The sequence below is a fragment of the Oceanicola sp. 502str15 genome, assembly GCF_024105635.1.
Taxonomy (GTDB): domain Bacteria; phylum Pseudomonadota; class Alphaproteobacteria; order Rhodobacterales; family Rhodobacteraceae; genus Vannielia.
The window spans coordinates 1,964,462-1,985,837 of sequence record NZ_WYDQ01000001.1; the positions used below are offsets into that span (position 1 = coordinate 1,964,462).

At 66.4% G+C, this 21,376-nt stretch carries 19 protein-coding genes; 7 read left to right on the forward strand and 12 right to left on the reverse strand.

The window, feature by feature from the left end:
* Positions 1 to 16: 16 nt before the first annotated feature.
* From GTH22_RS09515 to GTH22_RS09555, 9 genes are all read right to left on the reverse strand, one after another.
* Entirely contained in the window at positions 17 to 1,504 is a 1,488-nt protein-coding gene (locus GTH22_RS09515; protein WP_371928337.1) for a Do family serine endopeptidase, read from the reverse strand.
* A gap of 234 nt (positions 1,505 to 1,738) precedes the next feature.
* A complete protein-coding gene (locus tag GTH22_RS09520; RefSeq protein ID WP_252944954.1) occupies positions 1,739 to 1,933 on the reverse strand; it encodes a DUF2065 domain-containing protein in 195 nt (64 codons plus the stop codon).
* 3 nt (positions 1,934 to 1,936) lie between these two features.
* Positions 1,937 to 3,124 carry a protease modulator HflC gene (locus tag GTH22_RS22210; protein WP_305884660.1) on the reverse strand — a complete coding sequence of 396 codons (1,188 nt, stop codon included), beginning with the start codon at positions 3,122 to 3,124 and terminating at the stop codon, positions 1,937 to 1,939.
* Positions 3,124 to 4,368 (reverse strand): FtsH protease activity modulator HflK, encoded by a 1,245-nt coding sequence (gene hflK / locus GTH22_RS09530; RefSeq protein ID WP_252944955.1) that lies wholly within the window; start codon positions 4,366 to 4,368, stop codon positions 3,124 to 3,126. The genes GTH22_RS22210 and hflK overlap by 1 nt, the downstream gene beginning before the upstream one ends.
* Positions 4,369 to 4,482: 114 nt before the next feature.
* Positions 4,483 to 5,853, reverse strand: a complete 1,371-nt coding sequence (gene gorA / locus GTH22_RS09535; RefSeq protein ID WP_252944956.1) for a glutathione-disulfide reductase — start codon at positions 5,851 to 5,853, stop codon at positions 4,483 to 4,485.
* Positions 5,854 to 5,888: 35 nt separating this feature from the next.
* On the reverse strand, positions 5,889 to 6,668 hold the full coding sequence (gene rpiA / locus GTH22_RS09540; RefSeq protein ID WP_252944957.1) for a ribose-5-phosphate isomerase RpiA: 780 nt from the start codon (positions 6,666 to 6,668) through the stop codon (positions 5,889 to 5,891).
* A gap of 175 nt (positions 6,669 to 6,843) precedes the next feature.
* Complete coding sequence (locus tag GTH22_RS09545) at positions 6,844 to 7,761, reverse strand: cation diffusion facilitator family transporter (RefSeq protein WP_252944958.1); 918 nt, start codon at positions 7,759 to 7,761, stop codon at positions 6,844 to 6,846.
* A gap of 154 nt (positions 7,762 to 7,915) precedes the next feature.
* Entirely contained in the window at positions 7,916 to 8,443 is a 528-nt protein-coding gene (locus tag GTH22_RS09550; protein ID WP_252944959.1) for a GNAT family N-acetyltransferase, read from the reverse strand.
* A gap of 7 nt (positions 8,444 to 8,450) precedes the next feature.
* On the reverse strand, positions 8,451 to 8,831 hold the full coding sequence (locus GTH22_RS09555; RefSeq protein WP_252944960.1) for a hypothetical protein: 381 nt from the start codon (positions 8,829 to 8,831) through the stop codon (positions 8,451 to 8,453).
* A 106-nt stretch (positions 8,832 to 8,937) separates the two neighbouring features.
* On the opposite strand from GTH22_RS09555, the gene GTH22_RS09560 reads away from it, so the two are divergent.
* Positions 8,938 to 10,311 carry an L-serine ammonia-lyase gene (locus GTH22_RS09560; protein WP_252944961.1) on the forward strand — a complete coding sequence of 458 codons (1,374 nt, stop codon included), beginning with the start codon at positions 8,938 to 8,940 and terminating at the stop codon, positions 10,309 to 10,311.
* A 23-nt stretch (positions 10,312 to 10,334) separates the two neighbouring features.
* Here GTH22_RS09560 and GTH22_RS09565 read toward each other — a convergent pair whose 3' ends face one another.
* Positions 10,335 to 11,135, reverse strand: a complete 801-nt coding sequence (locus GTH22_RS09565; RefSeq protein ID WP_252944962.1) for a hypothetical protein — start codon at positions 11,133 to 11,135, stop codon at positions 10,335 to 10,337.
* A gap of 414 nt (positions 11,136 to 11,549) precedes the next feature.
* On the opposite strand from GTH22_RS09565, the gene GTH22_RS09570 reads away from it, so the two are divergent.
* The 5 genes from GTH22_RS09570 to GTH22_RS09590 all read left to right on the forward strand — a co-directional run bounded on the left by GTH22_RS09570 (position 11,550) and on the right by GTH22_RS09590 (position 16,681).
* Complete coding sequence (locus GTH22_RS09570) at positions 11,550 to 12,767, forward strand: M24 family metallopeptidase (RefSeq protein ID WP_252947619.1); 1,218 nt, start codon at positions 11,550 to 11,552, stop codon at positions 12,765 to 12,767.
* Positions 12,768 to 13,092: 325 nt separating this feature from the next.
* Entirely contained in the window at positions 13,093 to 14,043 is a 951-nt protein-coding gene (locus tag GTH22_RS09575) for a class II glutamine amidotransferase (protein WP_252944963.1), read from the forward strand.
* 41 nt (positions 14,044 to 14,084) lie between these two features.
* A complete protein-coding gene (locus GTH22_RS09580) occupies positions 14,085 to 14,669 on the forward strand; it encodes a poly-gamma-glutamate hydrolase family protein (RefSeq protein ID WP_252944964.1) in 585 nt (194 codons plus the stop codon).
* A 74-nt stretch (positions 14,670 to 14,743) separates the two neighbouring features.
* Positions 14,744 to 15,694 carry a murein L,D-transpeptidase catalytic domain-containing protein gene (locus GTH22_RS09585; protein ID WP_252944965.1) on the forward strand — a complete coding sequence of 317 codons (951 nt, stop codon included), beginning with the start codon at positions 14,744 to 14,746 and terminating at the stop codon, positions 15,692 to 15,694.
* A 54-nt stretch (positions 15,695 to 15,748) separates the two neighbouring features.
* Entirely contained in the window at positions 15,749 to 16,681 is a 933-nt protein-coding gene (locus GTH22_RS09590; protein WP_252944966.1) for a DMT family transporter, read from the forward strand.
* On the opposite strand, the gene GTH22_RS09595 is transcribed toward GTH22_RS09590, so the two are convergent.
* Entirely contained in the window at positions 16,611 to 17,291 is a 681-nt protein-coding gene (locus GTH22_RS09595; protein ID WP_252944967.1) for a thiamine diphosphokinase, read from the reverse strand. The two genes, GTH22_RS09590 and GTH22_RS09595, sit on opposite strands and share 71 nt — an antisense overlap.
* 141 nt (positions 17,292 to 17,432) lie before the next feature.
* On the opposite strand from GTH22_RS09595, the gene GTH22_RS09600 reads away from it, so the two are divergent.
* Positions 17,433 to 20,894, forward strand: a complete 3,462-nt coding sequence (locus tag GTH22_RS09600) for a hypothetical protein (RefSeq protein WP_252944968.1) — start codon at positions 17,433 to 17,435, stop codon at positions 20,892 to 20,894.
* 266 nt (positions 20,895 to 21,160) lie between these two features.
* On the opposite strand, the gene GTH22_RS09605 is transcribed toward GTH22_RS09600, so the two are convergent.
* Entirely contained in the window at positions 21,161 to 21,376 is a 216-nt protein-coding gene (locus GTH22_RS09605; protein WP_252944969.1) for a DUF2842 domain-containing protein, read from the reverse strand.

The window sequence follows — 21,376 nt, forward strand, 5'->3', positions numbered from 1 at the left end:
CCAATGAGAACTCGGGTTATTCGAGCGACAGCGCCACGAAACGCGGTTCACCCCCACGGCGGATCAGCAGGAGGAGTGATTTGCGTCCGGCATCGCGGGCCTCTTCCACCCGGTCTTCCAGATCGCTCACCGCACGCACCTTCTGCTGGCCCGCTTCGGTGATGATGTCGCCGGCGCGCAGGCCTTTTTCGTAGGCCTCCGTCATCTCGTCGACCTCCTTGATGACAAGCCCCTGCTCGTTGCCTTCGAGGCTCATCTGCTCGCGCAGCTCATCGGTGAGCAGGGTCACTGTGAGGCCGAGGAGCTCCTGCTCCTGCGGGGCCTCGGGCTCTGCGCCCTCTTCCTGCTCGGCCACGGCGGGCACGGCGCCCTCGGCCTCTTCACGGCGGCCAAGGGTGACTTTCAGGGTGACGGTCTTGCCGTCGCGGAACACCACCATGCGGACGGTCTTGCCGACCTCGGTGTTGCCGACCCGGCGGACGAGGCCGCGCACGTCTTCGACCTCCTGGCCGTCGAAGCTGGTGATGACATCGCCCGACTTCATGCCGGCGTCCATCGCCGGGCCTTCGGGCACATCGGTGACCAGCGCGCCCTTGGCGGGGGTCAGGCCGATGGCTTCGGCCACGTCGGGGGTGACGTCCTGGATGCGGACGCCGAGCCAGCCGCGGCGGGTTTCGCCGTATTCCTTGAGCTGGTCGACGACCTTGGTCACGACGTTGGAGGCCATGGAGAAGCCGATGCCGATGGAGCCGCCGTTGGGCGACAGGATCGCGGTGTTCACCCCGATCACCTCGCCGTCCATGTTGAACAGCGGGCCGCCGGAGTTGCCGCGGTTGATGGCGGCATCGGTCTGGATGTAGTCGTCATAGGTGCCCGAGAGCGCCCGGTTGCGGGCCGAGACGATGCCGGCGGAGACCGAGAAGCCCTGCCCGAGCGGGTTGCCCATGGCGATGACCCAGTCGCCCACGCGGGCGGTGTTGCTGTCGCCGAAGGGCACGAAGGAGAGCGCCTCTTCGGGATCGACCTTCAGAAGGGCGATGTCGGTGTTGGCATCGGTGCCGACCACCTCTGCGTCCAGCTCCTGGCCGGAGAAGAACTCGATGGTGATCTCGTCGGCGCCCTCGATGACGTGGTTGTTCGTCACGATGTAGCCGTCTTCGGAAATCACGAATCCCGAGCCGAGCGCGGAGGACCGGCGGGGCTGGTTGGGGCCTTCCTCACGGTCGAGGAAGTCGCGGAAGAAATCCTCGAAGGGCGAGCCTTCGGGCACCTGCGGCGCGGGGCCGGTGCGGCGCGACACGGTGGTGGAGGTGGTGATGTTCACCACGGCCGGGCTGATCTGCTCGGCGAGGTCAGCGAAGCTGCCGGGGATGGTGCGCGACTGGGCGTTCACGGATTGGGCCGCCAGAAGCGCCAGTCCGAGAAGCAGCGCGAAAACGGCGCGGAGGCCGAAGATGCGCCTCTGGTCCGCTTCTGTTTGGATTGCGATTGCCTGTGATCTCACTGGATGGTCTCCCTTGATCGTCGGGGCGACATGCCGGCGGGCGCTCGCGGCGGGCCGGTCAGTTGCCTCTTCTCTGCTTCCGCTTTTTTCCAGATAGGCACGCGGGAGCGCAACTCAATGGCTATCGCGGCGCGTCACTTGGACGTGAAGCCCGCGTCAGCTGTTGGGCGAAGTGTTTCAGCCAGCGCCTTCTGGCGCAAGGGCCCGTGTTGCCGCAGCAGATGAAATCTGCCGTCATCCGGCGATCCATGCCGCCGCCCAGAGCGAGAGGGCACCGGCGGTCAGGGCCAGCAGGCCAAGGGTGCGCCGGGCCTCGGGGGGCTGGGAGACGATCCAGCGGAGGATGTCCTCATAAAGCGAAGGGGCCAGTGCAAGCACCAGCCCCTCGACAATGCAGATGGCTCCCAGCGCGTAGAGCGCCATGGCCATGGGTCAGTTGCCCGTTTCTTCGGCCGGAGCCTCCTCGGGCGCGGTTTCCGCGGGTGCGGGCGCCTCCGGAGCGGTTTCTTCCGGCGCGGCCTCGGGGGCAGCCCCGTCGGTGGCCGGAGCCTCATCCCCGGCGGGAGCCGCCGAGTCGCCGGTGGCGCCGTCGCCCACGACGGAGGTGTCGGGCAGCTCCTCGATCACCGCTTCGGCTTCGCTGGCGGTCTCGGCTGCGCTTTCCTCAGCGGCGCGGATCGCGGCCTCGTTGGCCGCGCGGGCGGCGGCGGCGGCGGCCTCGTCGACCGGAGCCGGGGCCGCGCCGGCCTCGGACCCATCGGAGCGCAGGTAGTTGAAGAACTCTGAGTCCGGGCTCATCACCATGGAGGTGTTGCCGCCGTGGATCGCCGCCTCGTAGGCAGAGAGCGAACGGTAGAACTCGAAGAACTCCTCGTCCTGGCCATAGGCTTCGGCGAAGATCCGGTTGCGCTCGGCGTCGGCCTGACCCTGGATGATGCGCGCATCCCGGTTGGCTTCGGCGATGATCTCCGAATAGGTCCGGTCTGCCGCCGCACGCACCCGCTGGCCGGCTTCCTGGCCTCGGGCCCGCTCGTCGATGGCTTCACGTTCCCGCTCCGCGATCATCCGCTTCAGGGTGGCGTCGAAGTTCTGCTCGGGCAGGTTGGTCTGGCGCAGGCGCACGTCGACCACTTCAATGCCCAGCTCGGAGGCCCGGTCGTTCACCCGGTCTTCGATCTGGTCCATCAGCACGGTCCGCTCGGGCGACAGGATGGTGCTCGATGTCACCCCTTCGGCGCCGAGCACGGCCCGGATCTGACCATCGAGGATGTCGTTGAGCTGGATCTGCGCGGCGCGCTCGTCTCCGATGCCGATGGCCTGACGGAACTGCACCATGTCGGTGATGCGCCAGAGCACGAAGGCGTCGACCACGAGGCGCCGGTCGTCGGCGGGCGTGACCTCGATGAGCGGGGTTTCGATGGAGAGGATACGGTCTTCGTATTCCACGACATCATCGAACAGCGGCACCTTGAAGTAGAGCCCGGGCTCGGTGCGCTGCTGCTTGATCTGGCCGAAGCGCAGGACAAGCACCTGCTCGCGTTCGTCGACGATGAAGATCGACGACAGAAGGGCCGCAAGCGCGATGGCGACGACGGGGATGAGATAGGTGAGACGGTTCATCAGTTGCTCCCTCCCGTGCTGCCGGTGCTGCTGCTGCCGCTGCCGGAACGACGCAGTTCGTTGAGCGGCAGGTAGGGCACGACGCCCTGACCTTGGCCATCCGATTGATTTTCGAGGATGATCTTGTCGACGTCGCCCAGGACCTTCTCCATTGTTTCGAGGTAGAGGCGCTTGCGCGTCACGCCGGGGGCGGCGCGATACTCTTCGAGCACCGAAAGGAAGCGCGAGCTTTCGCCGGTGGCCTGGTTGACCTGCTCGGAGCGGTAGGCCTCGGCGTTTTCGAGGATCCGGGCCGATTGGCCGCGGGCCTGGGCAAGACGCCCGTTGGCATAGGCATCGGCCTGGCGCTGCACCTGATCACGCTCCTGTTCGGCCGCCTGCACATCGCGGAAGGCGTCGATGACGGAGGTGTTCTTGGTGTCGCCGTTGATGTCGGTCACGGCGACCTGCTGCGCGGGCGGGTCCACCTTGTTGAAGTTGACGCGCACCACGTTGATGCCGGTTTTCTGCTGGTCGAGGATCTGCTGGATCAGCTCGTCCACCCCGGCTTCGATCGCGGCACGGTCGCGGTTGAGGATCGGCGCCAGCTCGGATTGCGCGATGACCTCGCGCATGGCGCTTTCGGCCACCGAGCGCACCGTGATCTCGGGCGCTTCGAGGGCGAAGAGGAAGTCGGCCGCGTTCTTCACGTTCCAGACCACCTGAAAGTCGATGTCGACGATGTTCTCGTCGGTGGTGAGCATCAGCCCGTCATTACCGGACTGGCCACGGCGCACGCCGATGTCTTCGGTGCGGTTGGTGGTGACGTCGATCACCTCTGCCGTCACCAGCGGCCAGGGGGCAAAGTTGAGACCCTCGGTGCCGATGTCGGAGAACTCGCCAAGGAAAAGCTCGACCGACTGCTGTTCGGGCCGGACGGTGTAGAAGCTGGCAAAGGCCCAGAGCAGGGCTGCCGCGCCTGCGCCGATGAGCAGGGTGCCGCGGGTGAGCCATGGGGCACCGCCGCCGCCGGGACCACGCCCGCCGGGACCGCGGCCATTGCTGCCGCCGCCACGTCCGCCCATGAGCACCTTCAGCTGCTCCTGACCCTTCTTCATGATCTGGTCGATCTCGGGGATGCCGGACCCTTCACCGGGCCTGCGCCCGCCTCCGGGCCGGTTGGAACGGCCCTCGTCGTCGCCGTTGCCGCCTCCGCCGCCGGACGATCCGCCGCCGCCCCAGGGGCCGCCGTTGTTGCCAGCCATATGTGTCTCTTTCCTCTTCCTTGCCGACCCGCCTTGTGTGGCGGGACTTGGTGATTGTCTAGCACAAGTGGCTACGGGAGCGCCAAATGCAACCGTTTCGGGGTGTTTAGGGCCCTAACGGGTGGGTGACTTCATGGTCACCAGCTCCTCGGCCATCGTGGGGTGCACCGCGCAGGTGCGATCGAAATCTTCCTTGGTGGCGCCCATCTTGATGGCGATGCCGGCGAGCTGGATCATCTCGCCTGCCTCGGGCGCCACGATGTGGCAGCCGAGGACCTTGCGGGTGTCCTTGCCGACGATGAGCTTCATCAGCACCCGGTCCTCGGTATGGGCGAAGGCGGTTTTCATCGGGCGGAAGGCGGTGGAATAGACCTCGAAGGCCTCGCCGCCTGCCTCCATGGCGCGCTCGGCCTCGTTCTCGGTCATGCCGACGGTGCCGAGCTCGGGCTGGGTGTAGACGGCGGAGGGCACCAGCTCGTGGTCGACCGGGGTGGGGGTGCCGTGGAACACGGTGTTGACGAAGGCCACCCCCTCGCGGATCGCCACGGGGGTCAGCTCTATGCGGCCGGTCACGTCGCCAATGGCGTAGATCGAGGGCACGCCGGTCTGGCTGTATTCGTTGACGACGATTTCGCCGGAGCGGCCCAGCTCGACGCCGGCCTCCTCCAGCCCGAGGCCCTTGGTGTTGGGGTCGCGGCCGGTGGCGAAGAGGATCTTGTTGTAAATCCCTTCGTGGCCGGTGGTGGTGCGGACCGACACGCCGTTTTCGAGTTTCTGCATGTCGGTGATCGAGGTGCCAGTGTGGATCTCGATGCCGAGGCTGCGCATGTGGTCGGCGAGGTGTCCGCGGGCCTCGTCATCGAAGCCGCGCAGGATCTGGGCGCCGCGCAGGAAGATCGTGGTCTTCACGCCGAGGCCATTGAGAATGCAGGCCATTTCGCAGGCGATGAAGCCACCGCCGATGATCAGGATGCTCTCTGGCAACTCGTCGAAGAGGAACACGTCGTTGGAGCTGATGCCGAACTCCTCGGCCCCCTCGAGCGGCGGAAAGCTGGGGGTGCCGCCGGTGGCGATGAGGATGTGGCGGCATGTGAACTCGGTGCCGTCGGCGAGGGCGACGGTGTGCGGGTCTTTCACCACGGCGCGTTGGGCGTGGATCTCGACACCGGCCTTTTCGAGGTTGCGGGTGTAGATCTGCTCGAGCCGGTCAAGCTCGGCGTGGAGGTGATGGCGGAACTGCGACCAGTCGAAGCCCTTGGCCTCGACATCCCAGCCATAGGCCTTCGCCAGCTTGATTTCTTCAGGGAAATGGGAGGCATAGACCATCAGCTTTTTCGGCACGCAACCGCGGATGACGCAGGTGCCGCCCATGCGATACTCTTCCGCCAGCCCCACTTTCGCGCCCGCTTCGGAGCTTGCCAGCCGCGCCGCGCGCACCCCGCCGGAGCCGCCGCCGATGACGAAGAGGTCGTAATCAAATTCCATTGGTCTGCCTTGCCTAGCTTGCCGCCCTCTCCTCCTCAGAGGTCGGCGAAGATGTTGTCTCCCTCGAGAAGGTCGATTTTCTCTTCCTCCTCGGTGCCTTCGTTGATGTCGCGCACCTGCACCCGGCCATCGCCGTGACCGATGATCACCACATCGCAGATATCTATGAAGAGCCCGTTTTCAACCACGCCGGGCACCTGATTGAGCACAAGTGACAGCTGGCGGGCATTGCCGATGCGGCGCAGGTGCAGGTCGATGATGTAGTTGCCCTCGTCGGTGACGTAGGGCGCGTCGTCGTTCATGCGCAGCGAGGTGTCGCGGCCCAGAACGTCCATGTTGATCAGGGTTTCCTCGACCAGCGCCTTGGTGGTCTGCCAGCCGAAGGGGATGACCTCGATGGGCAGGGGGAAGGCCCCGAGCGCGGTGACGTCCTTGGCGGCGTCGGCGATCACCACCATGCGGTCCGACGCGGTGGCGACGATCTTTTCCTGCAGGAGCGCCCCGCCGCCGCCCTTGATGAGGTTGAGTTCACCGTCGAATTCGTCGGCCCCGTCGATTGTGAGATCGAGCCACTGGGCCTCGTCGAGCGAGGTGACCGGAATGCCCAGTTCGCGGGCCAGGTCGGCGGTGCGGGTGGAGGTGGGAATGCCCATGATATCAAGCTTTTCGGCCTGCATCTTCTCGGCCAGGCAGCGCACCATCCAGGCCGCCGTGGAGCCGGTGCCAAGACCGATGCGCATGCCGTCCTGCACGTAGTCCACCGCCCGTTTGGCGGCGACGAACTTGGCCTTGTCGATCGGCGAAAGGTCTGTCATCGGCGGGTCTCCCGTGGTGGCAGGCAGGCTGTCGGTCGCGCCCGGTTATAGGGCCAAGGGGCGCAGGGCGCGAGGGCAAAAGCGGCGGTGGTGCGCTTTGTTGGGGGGCCGCGGTGGGGGCTCTGCCCCCACACCCCCGGAGATATTTGCAGCAAGAAAATGAGCAAGGCGCCGATCAGCCATGGCCGATGAGGCGGGGATGGTCGCAGGCGTGGGCGGCGCATTCGAGTTCGAGGGTGGAGTGGTGGATGTGGAAGCGGGTTTCGAGTGTTGTCTTGAGGGCCGATTTGATTGCATCGGCCTCGTCCCAGCGGCCTGCCTCGATCACCACATGGGCCTCGAGCGCGGCCTCGTGTTCCTGCATCTGCCAGAGGTGGAGATGGTGCAGGGAGGCGACGCCGGGGGTGGCGGCAAGTTCTTGCGATACCTCGGAAATATCGAGGTTGGGCGGGGTGCCGAGCATGAGCATGCGGATCACGCCGGGCACCTCGGCCATGGCGTGCCAGAGGATGTAGGCGGAGATCAGCAGGGTCACCAACGGGTCGGCCAGGCGCCAGTCGTAGAGCAGGATCAGCGTGCCGGCGACAATCACCGCGACCGAGCCCAGCGCATCGGCGAGGTTGTGCAGAAAGGCGGCGCGGATGTTGGCGGAGGTTTTCGACATGGCGAAGGTGAGCAGGGCTGTCACCGCGTCGATCACCAGCGCGATGGCGGCGATGATCACCACCGTCCAGCCCTCGACCGGCTCGGGGGCGAAGAGCCGCAGGATGCCCTCATAGGCGAGGTAGACTGCCAGCAATATCAGCGTGGTATAGTTGATCAGCGCCGCCACCATCTCGGCCCGGCCATAGCCGAAGGTCATCCCCTCGTCGGCCGGGCGGCGGGCGATGCGGCGGGCGACCACGGCGATGACGAGCGAGACCGCATCGGAGAGGTTGTGCAGCGCGTCGGCGATCAGCGCGAGCGAGCCGGAGAGGATGCCGCCGACGATCTGCGCCACCGTCAGCCCGAGGTTGACCGCCACGGCGAGGGCGAGTTTGGCATCCCCGGCTTCGGGGTCGACGTGGTGGTGATGGCTGTGATCGTGCGGCATGGGGCGGAGGGTAGCGCCGGGCGGGAGGGAGGCAATGCGGCAATGCGCCTGCGGAGGCGGCGGGGGGCGCGTTAACCATGAAAAACGGATGTCACACTGCGTGCACATCCCGTGCACAGCCCGTGCATATGCAGTTTTGCAAGACGGCGGGCGGTTAACCCTGCGGGCGGCGGATGCGGGCGACGTGCATGGGCCGCAGCGGGTTGCCCTCGGGGATGGCGGGGTGGTCGAAGGCGAGGCTTGGCGCCTCTTTCATCCCGATCCGGGCCATGAGCGCGCAGGACGGCAGGTTGAGCCGGGGTGCGAAGGCGACGATCTCTGACTGTCCCTGCGCCCAGCCCCAGGCGAGCCAGGCGCGGGCGGCCTCTGTGGCGAGCCCCCTGCCCCATGCGGCAGGTGTGAAGCGCCAGCCGATCTCGACGCAGGGCGCGAGCGGAATGCCCTCGGGCCGGTTGAGGCCGCACATGCCGATGAGCTGGCCGCCCTGCGTGGTGACGGCGGAGAAGGCCATGCCTTCGGCCTGCCACTTGGCGGCGCAGCGGGCGAGCATGGCTTCGGTTTCGGCTGTCGTCTTCGGCGCGGGGAAGTAGCGCATCACCTGCGGGTCGGCGTTGATCGCGGCGAAGGCGGGGAGGTCGCTGGCCTCGAAGGGGCGGAGGTGAAGGCGGTCGGTCGTTATCATGCTGCGCTCAGCGGTGAAATCCGGCGATGGCGACGTTGCCGGTGTTCAGGCGCGCGGCGAGGGTGGAGCCCTCGAGCCAGGCGCGGACCTCATCTGGGGCTTCACCGAGAAAGGTGATCTCTTCAAGGCGCGCGAGGCCATGCAGCGCATTCATCTCGGGCCAGGGCATCGCAAGCTCGTGGTGTCCGATCCAGGCCTCCGGGGAGGCGTAGTCGATCAGCCCGAGCGCGGTTGCGTTGTGCGGGTTCAGGAAGAAGCGGTAGCGCAGGACGCCGGGATGCCCCTCGCTCCGGACCCGCGCCACGAGGGCGGCGAAGGCTTCGGTGCAGGCCTCGGGCGGCGCGAGCAGGGCGTAGCGATTGTAGACGGTAAAGCTGGTGTCGGGCATCAGGTTGGCCTTTCGGGGCGGCGGAGGGCTCCGGCGTTGCGCTTGCGTCCTTCGGAGTGTCGCTTTTGGTGGCGCTCAGGGGCGGCGGGGTGCCATGGTGGCGGCCATGTTTGTCTCTGTCTTCGAAATGTTCAAGGTGGGCATCGGCCCGTCATCGTCTCACACCATGGGGCCGATGGTGGCCGCCGCGCGCTATCTGGAGCGGTTGCGGGGGTTGCCCTTTGCGGTGGTGGGTGTGCGGGCGCGGCTGCATGGGTCGCTGGCCTTTACCGGGGTGGGGCACGCGACGGACCGGGCGGTGATCCTCGGGCTGGCGGGGCTGGTGCCCGAGAGTTACGAGGCGGAGGCCGGAGAGGCGGCGCTGGCGGATGTGAAGGCGCGCGGCGTGGTGGAGCCGAAGGGGCTGGGGGTGCTGCGGTTTGCGCCCGCCAATGACCTGATCTTCGACTATGACGTGCCCTTGCCGGGGCATCCGAACGGGCTTTCTTTCGAGGCGCTGGACGCGCAGGGCGATGTGATTGACCGGGCGGTTTATTACTCGGTTGGCGGCGGCTTCGTGCTGAGCGAGGCGGAGCTGGCGGCGGGGGCGGATACGGCGCAGGGGGCGCCGGTGCCGTTTGCGTTCAAATCGGCGCAGGAGATGCTGGACATGGCCGCCGAGAGCGGGCTGTCGATTGCCGCGATGAAGATGGCGAACGAGCGGACCCGGCGGAGCGCGGGCGAGATCGAGGCCGGGTTGGCGCGGATCTGGGAGGTGATGAATGGCTGCCTGACGCGCGGGCTGGAGGGGCGCGGAGTGCTGCCGGGCGGGCTGCGGGTGAAGCGCCGGGCCGCCGATATCTGGGACGCGTTGCAGGCCGAGCGCGGCATGAACCTGACCGCGCCGCACACGATCAACGACTGGATGAGCTGCTACGCGATGGCGGTGAACGAGGAGAACGCGGCGGGCGGTCAGGTGGTGACCGCGCCGACCAACGGTGCCGCCGGGGTTGTGCCTGCGGTGATCCGGTATTGGCTCGACCATGTGCCGGGGGCTGTGCCTTCGCGTGTTGGGGAGTTCCTGCTGACGGCGGCGGCGGTGGGTGGGCTGATCAAGCACAACGCGTCGATTTCCGGGGCCGAGGCGGGGTGCCAGGCGGAGGTGGGAAGCGCGGCGGCGATGGCGGCTGCGGGGCTCTGTGCGGTGATGGGCGGGACGGTTGGGCAGGTGGAGAACGCGGCGGAAATTGCGTTGGAGCATCACCTGGGGATGACCTGTGATCCGGTGCGCGGGCTGGTGCAGGTGCCGTGTATCGAGCGGAACGGGTTGGGGGCGATCAAGGCGGTGTCGGCGGCGAGTTTGGCGATGCGGGGGGATGGCTCGCATTTGGTTCCCTTGGATGCCTGCATCAAGACGCTGCTGGAGACGGGACGGGACATGAGCGAGAAGTACAAGGAGACGGCGCTGGGGGGGCTGGCGGTGAATGTGCCGAATTGTTGAGGGCTTGGCCAAGTGACTCGACCCTAGTAGGGTTTTTCCGCGCTTCTCGGACCGAGCTTTCCGATTTGGCCGGTCATATAGGTGGCACTGATGTCTGCACCTATCCCGAAGCCGCTGGTTTCAGCCAGAAAAAGCCTTGCACCTTTCATCCGCAATTCCAGGCCCGTTGAATTGAAGCCCGCAATAAAATTGACACCCAATCCAGTAAAAATTGACACATCGGCATAAGACCAATCGTGGCATGGTGTCTTCAATTTCACATTTGCAAAGGTTGTCGCCGAATAGAGCGTTGCGCCAACTGTGCCACCGACCCCAGCGACGATCAGCGGATACATGACCTCTGTCTGGCGATCTCTGTCGCGGGCATAGAGATTGCCGAAAGTGGCGACCGCAGCCGCCTTGGCGGCATTGCCGACTGTCAGCTCGACATCAAAATTCTTGCCACCAATCGGGCTGTATTGCCTTGCGCCCTCAACCCTTTGGGCTTCGAATGTGGTATTGTCCCGCCAGTCGGACATTCCGGCGATCTTCATCCAGATCCGGCCCTTGTTGCTCTTGATCCCCACGGTCATGGTGCCCGCAAGAACGCCGAACTTCTGGTCGCGGTGAGCATGGGAAATCGAGAACGCAGCGGTGAACTGGGTCCGCGCCGCATTGACACGGACATTGCTGATCTTGCCGTGGCAGGTTTTGCCCCAGCGACAGGTTCCGCGGTTGTTGGTGAAGTCGATCTCCATAACGGCGAATGGCGGGATGCCCCAGACCAGCTCGCTCTCAATATGCCACTTCTCCCCGCCCTGGTCGGGAAACAGATAGTCAGCCATAATCTTATTCCTCAAATAGAAAAGGGGATACGTTCAAAACCAGATAAGTGAGTGGTGCCCGAAATACGGCCTCCAATCAGATACAGGCGCTCGAAAAGCGGAATACAACTTCCGGTTGATAGCGCGAGGAAATTCATAAAATTGCAGGCTCGAAGGTAGCCTATTTAGGCGATTCCGGCAATGAAGCCGTGTTACGGGGCGGGCATGGCTGGGCCCGGAGGGCTTGGTTGGAGCCGCGCTTTGTAGCAAGGGGGCCGGCTAAGCCCCCGAGATCGTGGGACGTCTGCCGGCAAGCGTCGGCGGGGCGACCGGCGCAGGCGAGGAGCCCTGTGCCAGCCCAACCCCCTTGCCTCCTCCCACAAACCCTGCTCACCTCCCCCCATGACCACCAAGCCCCATATCCGCTCCGCTCCGATGGCCCTTCAGGGCGGTTCTGCCCCGGCCACCTCCCTGCCCTCCTCGGCGCTGGCCTTTGCGCGGACCGAGTATCATGAGCGGCTTGCGGCCGTGCGGGCGTCGATGGAGGAGAAGGGGCTGGAGGTGTTGGTCATTTCGGACCCGTCCAACATGAACTGGCTGACCGGCTATGACGGCTGGTCGTTCTACGTGCATCAGGCGGTGATCGTCTCGCTGAGGGACGATCCGGTCTGGTGGGGGCGGGGGATGGATGCGGCGGGGGCGCGGCGGACGGTCTGGATGAGCCAGGATCATATCTTCGGCTACGAGGACTGGCTGGTGCAGAACCCGGACGCGCATCCGATGACGGTGCTGGCGCAGCTGATGAGCGACAGCGGGCACGGGGCTTCGCGGATCGGGGTGGAGCTGGACAATTACTACTACTCGGCAGCGGCGCATCTGGCGCTGACGAAGGGGCTGCCGGAGGCGGATGTGGCCGATGCAACGGGCCTCGTGAACTGGTGCCGGGCGATAAAATCGCCCGCCGAGATCAGCTACATGCGCCGCGCGGGCGAGATCGTGACGGAGATGCACCGGGTGATCGCGGAGGTCGCGGAGCCGGGCATGCAGAAGAATGCGCTGGTGGCGGAGATCCTGAAGGCGGGCGCGCTCGGCACGCGGGGGGCCTGGGGCGACTATCCGGCGATCGTGCCGATGACGCCCTCGGGGATGGACGCGACGGCGCCGCATCTGACCTGGGACGGCGCGCCGATTCCGCGCGGGGAGCCGACCTTCTTCGAGATCGCGGGGTGCCACCGGCGGTATCACTGCCCGCAGAGCCGCACGCTGTTTTTCGGCGAGCCGCCCAACAAGTACCGCAAGGCCGAGGAGGCGCTGATGGCGGCCACGGCGGCGGTGATGGGGGCGGCACGGCCCGGGGCGACCTGCGCCGAGGTGGCGCTGTCCTTCACCCAGACGCTCAACCGCTATGGCTTCGAGAAGAACAGCCGGTGCGGCTACTCGATCGGCCTTTCCTACCCGCCGGACTGGGGCGAGCGGACGATGAGCCTGCGGGAAGGTGACGAGACGGAGTTGCAGGCAGGCATGGTGTTTCACTTCATGCCGGGGCTCTGGCTGGACGATGGTGGGATCGAGCTGACGGAGACGATGCTGATCAACGAAGTGAGCGCGGAGTATCTGGCGATGACGCCGCCGGGGTTGGTGGTGAAACCCTGAAAATTTGAGTCGAATTGTTCTTTTTTTTGCCGGAAATATCCCCGCCGGAGGCATCTGATCTCTTTGGAACACCCGCAGCGGCCATCGCTCGGGGGCCATCGAACGGAAGCCGTGCAGCGGGGCTTGCGACAGTTGCGTAGTGCAGGCCCGTCGATGGCCGGTCGACCCGGGCTGGGCGAAAACCGGCGCGGGTTCGGGGTGCGCCTTGCTCATCGCCGCGCCAGGGGGCAAGGTCCGGCCTGCGCGGAGAGTGACTTTTCAGAATTCGGGCCCAGCGCGCAACGACCCCGCCCGGATCGCCTTCACCTTGGATGTCAGGAAACCCATGTGCCGCGTCTTTGCCTATATCGGGCCGGAAATCCCGCTTGAAAGCCTGCTTCTCGAGCCGGAGAACAGCCTGATCAACCAGAGCCTCGACCCGGAGTTGCATCCGCATCTTCAATTGGCGGGCTGGGGGTTTGGCGCGTGGAGCGAGCACCTGCTGAAGCCGGAGGAGCCGTTTCTCTACCATCGCCCCAAGGCGGCGTTTTACGACGACAATGCCAAGGGGATCATTCCCAGCCTTCAGGCCAGCACCTTGCTCTCCCATGTCAGGGCCTCCAGCTATCAGGCGGGTGTTGTGCAGGCGGATGAAAATTGCCATCCGTTCAGCTTTGAGGGAACGGATTGGATCATTGCCCAGAACGGCGCCCTGCCGAACTGGCGGCTGTTGCAGCGGGAATTGCTGGCGCATTGCGAGGACCGCTTTCTGAGCCAGATGAAGGGCACGACAGATACGGAATTTCTGTATGTTCTGCTCCTGTCGCTGCTGGAGGGCGACAGTGACGCGGCGGTACAGGAGGGGTTCGAGCGGCTGCTGGCGGTCATTGTCGCGGCGATGAAGAAGCTTGATCTGGCGGCATTGACCAAGCTGAAGATCGCGCTGGTGTCGCCCAACCGGATCATCGGGGTCAACTACGGCTGCGGGCACGCGGGGGAGACGGATGTTGAGGGCGACTGGAAGGCCTTGCGCCCTTCCGCGCCCGGCAAGGACGACATGGCGCTCTCCATGCTGCTGGAGCCGATGTATCTGCTGATGGGCAAGAATTTTCTCGACCACGAGAAATCCTACAAGGTCGATGCCTGCCCGGATGGGGAGGCGACATCGGCGATTTTCGCCTCCGAGCCTCTGACCGAGGATAGCGACGAGTGGCTTGAGATCGGGTTTGGGGAAATCGTGGCGCTCGAGCGCAAGGGTGAGCGAATTTCGAAGACCGTGCGCAAGCTGAAGATGTGAGCCTGCGGGCGCTTGCGCCTTCAGCAAGGGAAGGACCCTGCATGGTTGATCGCTACCGGACATTCGAAGATCTCGCTGCCAATCACACGCCGGATGTCGACTACCGCATCCGCAGTGCGGATCGGGGCACTTCGGTGGTGATCCTTGCACCGCACGGGGGTTTCATCGAGCCCGAAACGGCCGAAATTGCCGAAGCCATCGCGGGGCGTGACCTTTCGTTCTATGCCTTCGAGGCGTTGGGGGCCGGGGCGCATGGGGATTTTCACGTCACCTCGCATCTCTTCGATGAGCCCTCTGCGCTGGATCTCGTGGGCAGGGCGGAGCTCGCGGTTGCGATTCACGGGCGAAAGGATGGCGCGGATGACGACGTGTGGCTGGGCGGGCGGGCGGCTGCTTTGCGCGATGCCATCGGTCGAGCGTTGAGGGCCGCCGACTTCGGGGCGGTGCCGAACACCACCCTGCCCGGGGTGCATGAGACCAACATCTGCAACCGGACGCGCTCGGGCGAAGGGGTGCAGCTCGAGCTGTCCCGGTCGCTGCGTCGCAGGCTGGCGGATGAGCCGGCCCTGCTGGAAGCATTCTGCGGGGCGATCCGGCAGGCGATCGGGGCCGCGACTGCTGGCTGAGGCGGAAGCAACTTGCGGACCCGCGCGCGACCCGTGTTAGGCTCCTGTGGAGGTCCACCGAGCAGGAGGTTTCCATGAGACGCAGAATGCGCATTTTCGCCGCCTTGATCCTTACGTTGAGCAGCGCGGCATCCGGCCCATCCACGGCGCAATCCGGGATACCCGGCTGGCTGGCCGCCCATGTCGGCACCGGGGAGGGGCAGATTGCGCCCGTGGTGCTGGAGCGGGCGCGCGGGCTTTATCAGGAGCGGGTGAGACGGCGGGAGGTGAGGAACCCCTGCTACATGGCGATGGATGCCACCAAGCCCGGCGGGTCGGGGCGGTATTACATCATCTGCGAGCAGCAGCAGGTGTTTCGGGCGGTGTCATCAGGGCATGGCAACGGGCGCAAGTTGCAGAAGGCGAATTTTTCCAACGGGCGGCAGTGCTCGCGCAACTTCAGCAATGCGGAGGGCTCGAACCTGACGATGGGGGGCGAGTATGTGACGGCGGAGACGCGGACCTCGTTCAAGGGCTATGTCCGCCAGTCGGGCAAGCTGACGCCGTTTCAGCGCACCTTCCTGCTGTTCGACGGCAGGGGCGAGACCGCCAACGCGCGCGAGCGGGCGATTGGCGGGCATCAGGCGGTGTTCGTGAAGTGGCAGTGCCGGGTAAAGATGCCGGGCAGCCCGTTTGCCGATGACGAGGGCTATGTGCCCTATGGCACGCTGGTGGATTACACCGGCGGGCGCAGCAACGGCTGCACCACATGGTCGGGGGAGACCACGCGGGAGATCCTGCGGCTGGTCGAGAAGAGCCCGACGACGCTGTATATCTACCCCGAGGGGCGCGACATCGACGCGGTGGCCAAGGCGGTGAAGGCGCGGGCTTCGGTTTCGGGGGCGGGTCTTTACTGGAACAGCGCCTGCCTGAGAGAGATCGGCGCGCCCCGGTTCTGGCCCAAGCGCCAGTTGCAGCCGGTCATCAACCGGTGGCGCAGGTCACTGCCGAAGTCGGAGCCGCGCGAGCTGCCGATCTGCCAGTGAGCCCCGGCGCGAGGGTGACTTGCCGGGCGCGGCGGGCCGACATATGACTTTGTCATGCAACAGGCGGACAGGCCCCTTCTAGGTATCACGCTCATGCTGGGGTTCTGCCTTCTGGCGCCCCTGGGCGATGCCACGGCCAAGCTGCTGGGCGGGCATGTGCCGCTGAGCCAGCTGGTGTTCTTCCGCTTTGCAATTCAGGCGGCGATCCTCGTGCCCGTGGTGCTGCTGGCGGGGGGCGCGCTGCGGATGAGCCGGCGGGCGCTGGGGTTTACGGCGCTGCGCACGCTGCTGCATATCGTCGGGATCGGGTCGATGTTTCTGTCGCTGCGCTTCCTGCCGTTGGCGGATGCGGTGGCGATCGCCTTCGTGATGCCCTTCTTCATGCTGCTGCTCGGCTGGTTCTTTCTGGGCGAGGAGGTGGGCGTGCGGCGGCTGACGGCCTGCGCGGTGGGCTTTGTCGGCACCTGCATGGTGATTCAACCGTCCTTCGTGGAGGTCGGCTGGGCGGCGCTGTTGCCGGTGCTGGTGGCGGTGAACTTCTCGTTCTTCATGCTGGTGACGCGGATGATGCGGGCCGATGTAGACCCGGTGGCGATGCAGTCGGTCAGCGGGCTGATGGGCACCGCCGTTCTGGCACCGCTGCTGCTGATTGCCGACGGCACGCTCTGGGCGGAGTTCGACGTGGTCTCCCCTGCCCCGCGCACCTGGGTGCTGATCGCGGCGATGGGCTGCATCGGCACCATGGCGCACCTGCTGATGACATGGAGCCTGCGCCACGCGCCCACGGCCACGCTGGCGCCGATGCAATACCTCGAGATCCCGTTTTCGGCCCTCATCGGCTGGATGATCTTCAAGGAGTTTCCCAACGGGCTGGCACTGGCCGGGATCGGGGTGACGATGGGCGCGGGGCTCTACATCATCTGGCGCGAGCAGATGACAGGGCGGCAAAACCGGCAAGTAACGCGTCCAGCGCCTCCGGCGGCGTGATCACCACCATTCCCGGCGCATCGAAGCTCAGGCGCAGCGGGCCGGTGGTGCGGTTGGAGGTGCCGATCCGGCCTGCGGGCGCGAAGGCGAGCCCGTCGATCGGCCATTCGAGCCCCTCGGAGCGCCCTGTCACCTCGGCCAGCGGATAGAGCGACAGGCGCGTGCCCGCCGGCAGGTCGAGCGCGATTTCGGGCGGGGCGGCAAAGGCGATGTCATCGGCCCCGAGCAGCAGACAGGGCTGGTGGGGATGGCGCACCAGCGCCGTCAGCGCCGCGAGCTGATGGTCGAGCCGCCGCCCGAGAAAGCCGACCGCCAGCAGCATCGGCGCGCGCACCCGTTGCAGCACCTTCTCGAAGTCGGTGCTGTCCTGTTCGGCCACGTGATGCAGGGTTTCGGGCGCCAGCGCGGCGCGGGCTGCGGGGCTCAGACTGTCGAAATCTCCGATCACCGCCTCGGGCCTCAGCCCATGGGTAAGCGCCGCATCGGCCCCGCCATCGGCCGCAACCACCCTTGGGGCATGAATCAAGGCAGCATCAAGGCAGGCCTCGTTAACCTCACCACCACCCAATAGGGTAATAATATCAGGGGAATCGATGAGGAGCGCCGCCATGGGAGGGGTATGCCCGCTTTGCCCGGTGGTCACAATGAAGCCCAGAAATGATCCCGTAAAATTCCCCAGTCTGTTGCTTATGTCGAACCAATACGTGGTAAACAAACCCCGCTGGGCTATGAGAAAGCGAGCAGATCAATGATGGGATCGAGCAAGATTCTGACGGTGTCTTACGGCACCTTCTCGTGCACGCTGGAAGGCTTCGATGACTCTTTCGGCACGATGAAGGCGATTGCGGAGTATTTCCGTGATCTTGCGGCGGACGATCGCTATTTCGGGGCCGAGCCGCCGACGCCGGATGCAGACATGCTGCAACGGATCGCGGAAAAGGAAATTCAGCGCCGGGTCGAGGCGAAGGTTTCGAACGGTGGCATTCTGTTGCGGGCGGCCGAAGGGGCCGGCGTGGCAGCGCCGGCGCAGGTGGCTGCCCCGGTGGCGGAAGAGGCCGGAGGGGCCGCCGAGGCGGAGGCCGAGGTTGAGGTACCCGCGCAGGACGAGCCCGCCGCAGCGCCGGAAACCGCAGAGGCTGCACAACCCGCGCCCGAGGCACAGCCCGTGGCCGAGGTGGCCGCGCCGGAGGCCCCGCTTGCGCTGGCCGAGGATGCTGGCGACGACGCCTATGCCGATCTGGCCAAGGCCCCTGCCGCCGCCGCTCAGGGCGACAGCGTGGCCGCCAAGCTGGCCCGCATCCGCGCCGTGGTGAACCGCGCCCGCCCTGAAGAGCCCGCGCCCGAGGCAACGCCCGCCCCCCGGGACATGACGGCCTACGAGGAAGCCGAAGAGGAGGCCCCGCTCGCCCTGCCCGAGTCCAGCGTGACCGAGGCTGCGGAGATCTCGGCCCAGGCCGAGGAGAAGGCTGACGAAACCACCGCCGAGAGCGTGCTGGCCGCGATGGCCGAGGTTGAGGATGAGGTTGCCGAGGAGGCTACCGTAGAGGTGGCTGAGGTAGAGGACTACGTGGCCGACGAGGCCGCCGTTGAGGTGGCTGAGGTAGAGGACGACCTTGCCGAAGAGGCTGCCGTTGAGGTGGCAGAGGTCGAGGACGACGTTGCCGAAGAGGCCGCTGTTGAGGTGGCCGAGGCTGAGGAAGACGTCGCCGAGGAGGCTGCCGTTGAGGTGGCCGAGGCTGAGGACGACGCTGCCGAGGAGGCCGCTGTTGAGGTGGCTGAGGTCGAGGACGACGTCGCCGAGGAGGCCGATGTTGAGGTGGCTGAGGTTGAGGAAGACTTTGCCGAGGAGGCTGCCGTTGAGGTGGCCGAGGCTGAGGACGACGTTGCCGAGGACGCCGCTGTTGAGGTGGCCGAGGTCGAGGAAGACGTCGCGGAGGAGGCTGCCGTTGAGGTGGCCGAGGTCGAGGAAGACCTTGCCGAGGAGGCTGCTGTTGAGGTGGCCGAGGTCGAGGGCGACGTCGCCGAGGAGGCTGCTGTTGAGGTGGCTGAGGCCGCGGAAGACGTCACCGAGGGCGCCGCTGTTGAGGTGGCTGAGGCTGAGGATGACGTCGACGAAGAGGCTGCCGTTGAGGTGGCCGAGGCTGAGGAAGACGTCGCCGAGGAGGCTGCTGTCGAGGTGGCCGAAGCTGAGGACGACGTGGCCGAGGAGGCTGCTGTCGAGGTGGCCGAGGATGATGGTGCGGATGACGAGGTCGATATGGCCGACGTGATCGGGGCGCTTTCGGATGAGGATTATGGCTTCGGGGCTCTTGGGAGCGCTGAGGAGGTCGGGGCGGACGCCGAGGAAGAGGCCGAGGCGGCGTTTGCGCGGCTTGATGCGGCCGAGGCCGAGGTTGAGGCTGAGGCTGCGCCGGAGGAGGTGCTGGCCGTCGAGGCGCCGCGTCGGACCCGGGTGATCAAGGTGAAGCGTTCGGCCATGGCCTCCGCGATGGCGGCGATCGGGTTGAACAGGAGCCGCGCCGAGGAGGAAGTTGCCGAGGAGGGCGATGCGCCCTTTGCCGAGGACGAGGCCCAGGCGGGCGAGGCGGAAACCCGCGTGGAAGAAGCCCCGAGCAGCCTTTCGGCGGAAGCGGAGGCCGATCTTCTGGCCGAGCTTGCGGCGGTGGAGCTGGAGCTGTCTGCCGGTGACGCGGGCGTGGCAGAGGCCGATGATGCGGCGCGCGATGACGCGGCGCAGGATCTGCGCGGGGCGCTGGCCGATGAGCCGGGGCTTGCGGCCGGGATCGCATCGGGCGCCGAGCTGCACGATGATTACGACGACGAGGACGAGGGCGACGAGCTTGGCCCGGAGGCGCTCGAGGCGCTTTCCGCCGAGGTGATCGACCTCGAGGAAACCGAGGAGGAGCGGGCCGATGCCGCCTTTGAGGCGGAGGAAGACACCAGCGCGACCGACGACTCGCTGGCGGCCTTCTTTGCGCAGGAAGAGGCGCGGGACCGGGCTGACGAGGCGGTTTCTGACGAGGTGGTTGCCGAAGAGGTGGAAGACGCCGAGGTTGTCGACGAGGCCGAGGCGGCGACCGCCGTGGACGACGCCGACGACGAAGAGGATGCCGGCGCGCCCGCAGGGCAGGCGGTGGAAGGGCTGGTTGCCCAGATGGCCGCCGACGCCCAGAACGAAGCCCGCTACGAGGCCGCCCGCACCCGGCGCGACCGCATCGTGGAGAGCGAGCAGGCCGACGACCGCATGGACCGGCTGATGGACGAGACCGAGGGCAAGCTGGCTGGCCCCGAGATGCAGCGCCGCCGCTCGGCGATTGCCCATCTCAAGGCCGCCGTGGCTGCGACCAAGGCCGAGGGAGAATCGCTTTCGGGGGCCGATGACGAGGCCCGCGTCTATCGCGACGACCTGGCCTCCGTTGTGCGCCCGGGCCGCCGTCAGGAAGACGTGGACAGCGAGGAGATGGGCCAGCCTGTTGCCGAGGAGCCGGAGGAGGTGTCCGGGTTCGAGGAAGAGCTGGAGGCCGAGGCCGAAGTGGGCTTCGAGGTGGCCGAGGAAACGGCTGAAGAGGCTGTGGAAGAGGTTGCGGAGGAGGCCGAGGTTGTTGGCCTGCACCGCGATGAGGAGGCCGCATCCGAGGACGCTGCCCCGGCGCAGCCTGCCCGCCCGCGCCGCCCCGTGCTGCGCAAGACCGACACCCGCCGCCCGCGCAGCACCACCCCGCTGGTGCTCGTGACCGAGCAGCGCGTGGACGACGGCGAAGCGACCGGTGAGGCCGCAGCCCCGCGCCGCCCGGTGACCCCGGTGCGACCGCGCCGCGTGACCGACCGCACTCTTGATGCCGCGACCGACGAGGCCGCGCCTTCGGAGGCCAGCGAAATGGTGAAGACCGACGCGGAAGCCTCCGGCATCTTTGCCGATTGCGCCAACTTCGAGGAGTTTGCCGAGAAGATGGGCGCGCAGGGGCTGGAGGAAATGCTGGAATGCGCGGCGGCCTACTCTTCCTATGTGGAAGGGCGCGGCCACTTCTCGCACCCCCAGATCATGCGCCAGGTGGCCGAGCTGGAGAGCGTCGAGAGCTTTACCCGCGAGGACAGCCTGCGCAGCTTTGGTCAGCTTCTGCGGCAGGGCAAGATCCGGAAGTTGAGCCGGGGGCAGTTTACCCTTTCTCAATCTTCTCGGTTTACACAGGAGCAGCGCCGGGCTTCGTCCTGATACCGGCGCTGGTCAGGTGACGAGTTTTGGCGGGGCGGGCCTTCGGGCGCGCCCCGTCGTTTATTGTGCTGGTATGATTTGGTTTTTTCGAGACTTCGGCCTAGCCCTGCGGCGGGCCGGGCGGATCAGACATGCGGGCGAATCGGCTGCTTCTCGTGGGCTTCGGGATGGCCTGCCCGGCGCGGCCGGTGGGATCGGCCGCGCTCTTTGTGCCTTGGTGGCGCCCCCGCCGGTGGTGCGATGGCCCGCATCGGCGAGCGGCCTGCTCAGGCGTCGGGGTCGTCCTTTCCGACGCCGTAGAACACCTTGCGCACCGGGATCGTCCAGGCGACGCCGAGGATGACGAAGACCAGCAGTTCGACCAGCAGGGGCAGGTCGGGCAGCAGGCTTGTCAGCCACCAGGCGAAGGCGATGTAGAGCGGCAGCCCCACAAGCAGGATGACCAGGGACCAGCGCCGCCGTGCCTTGTAGCTGAGTGCCAT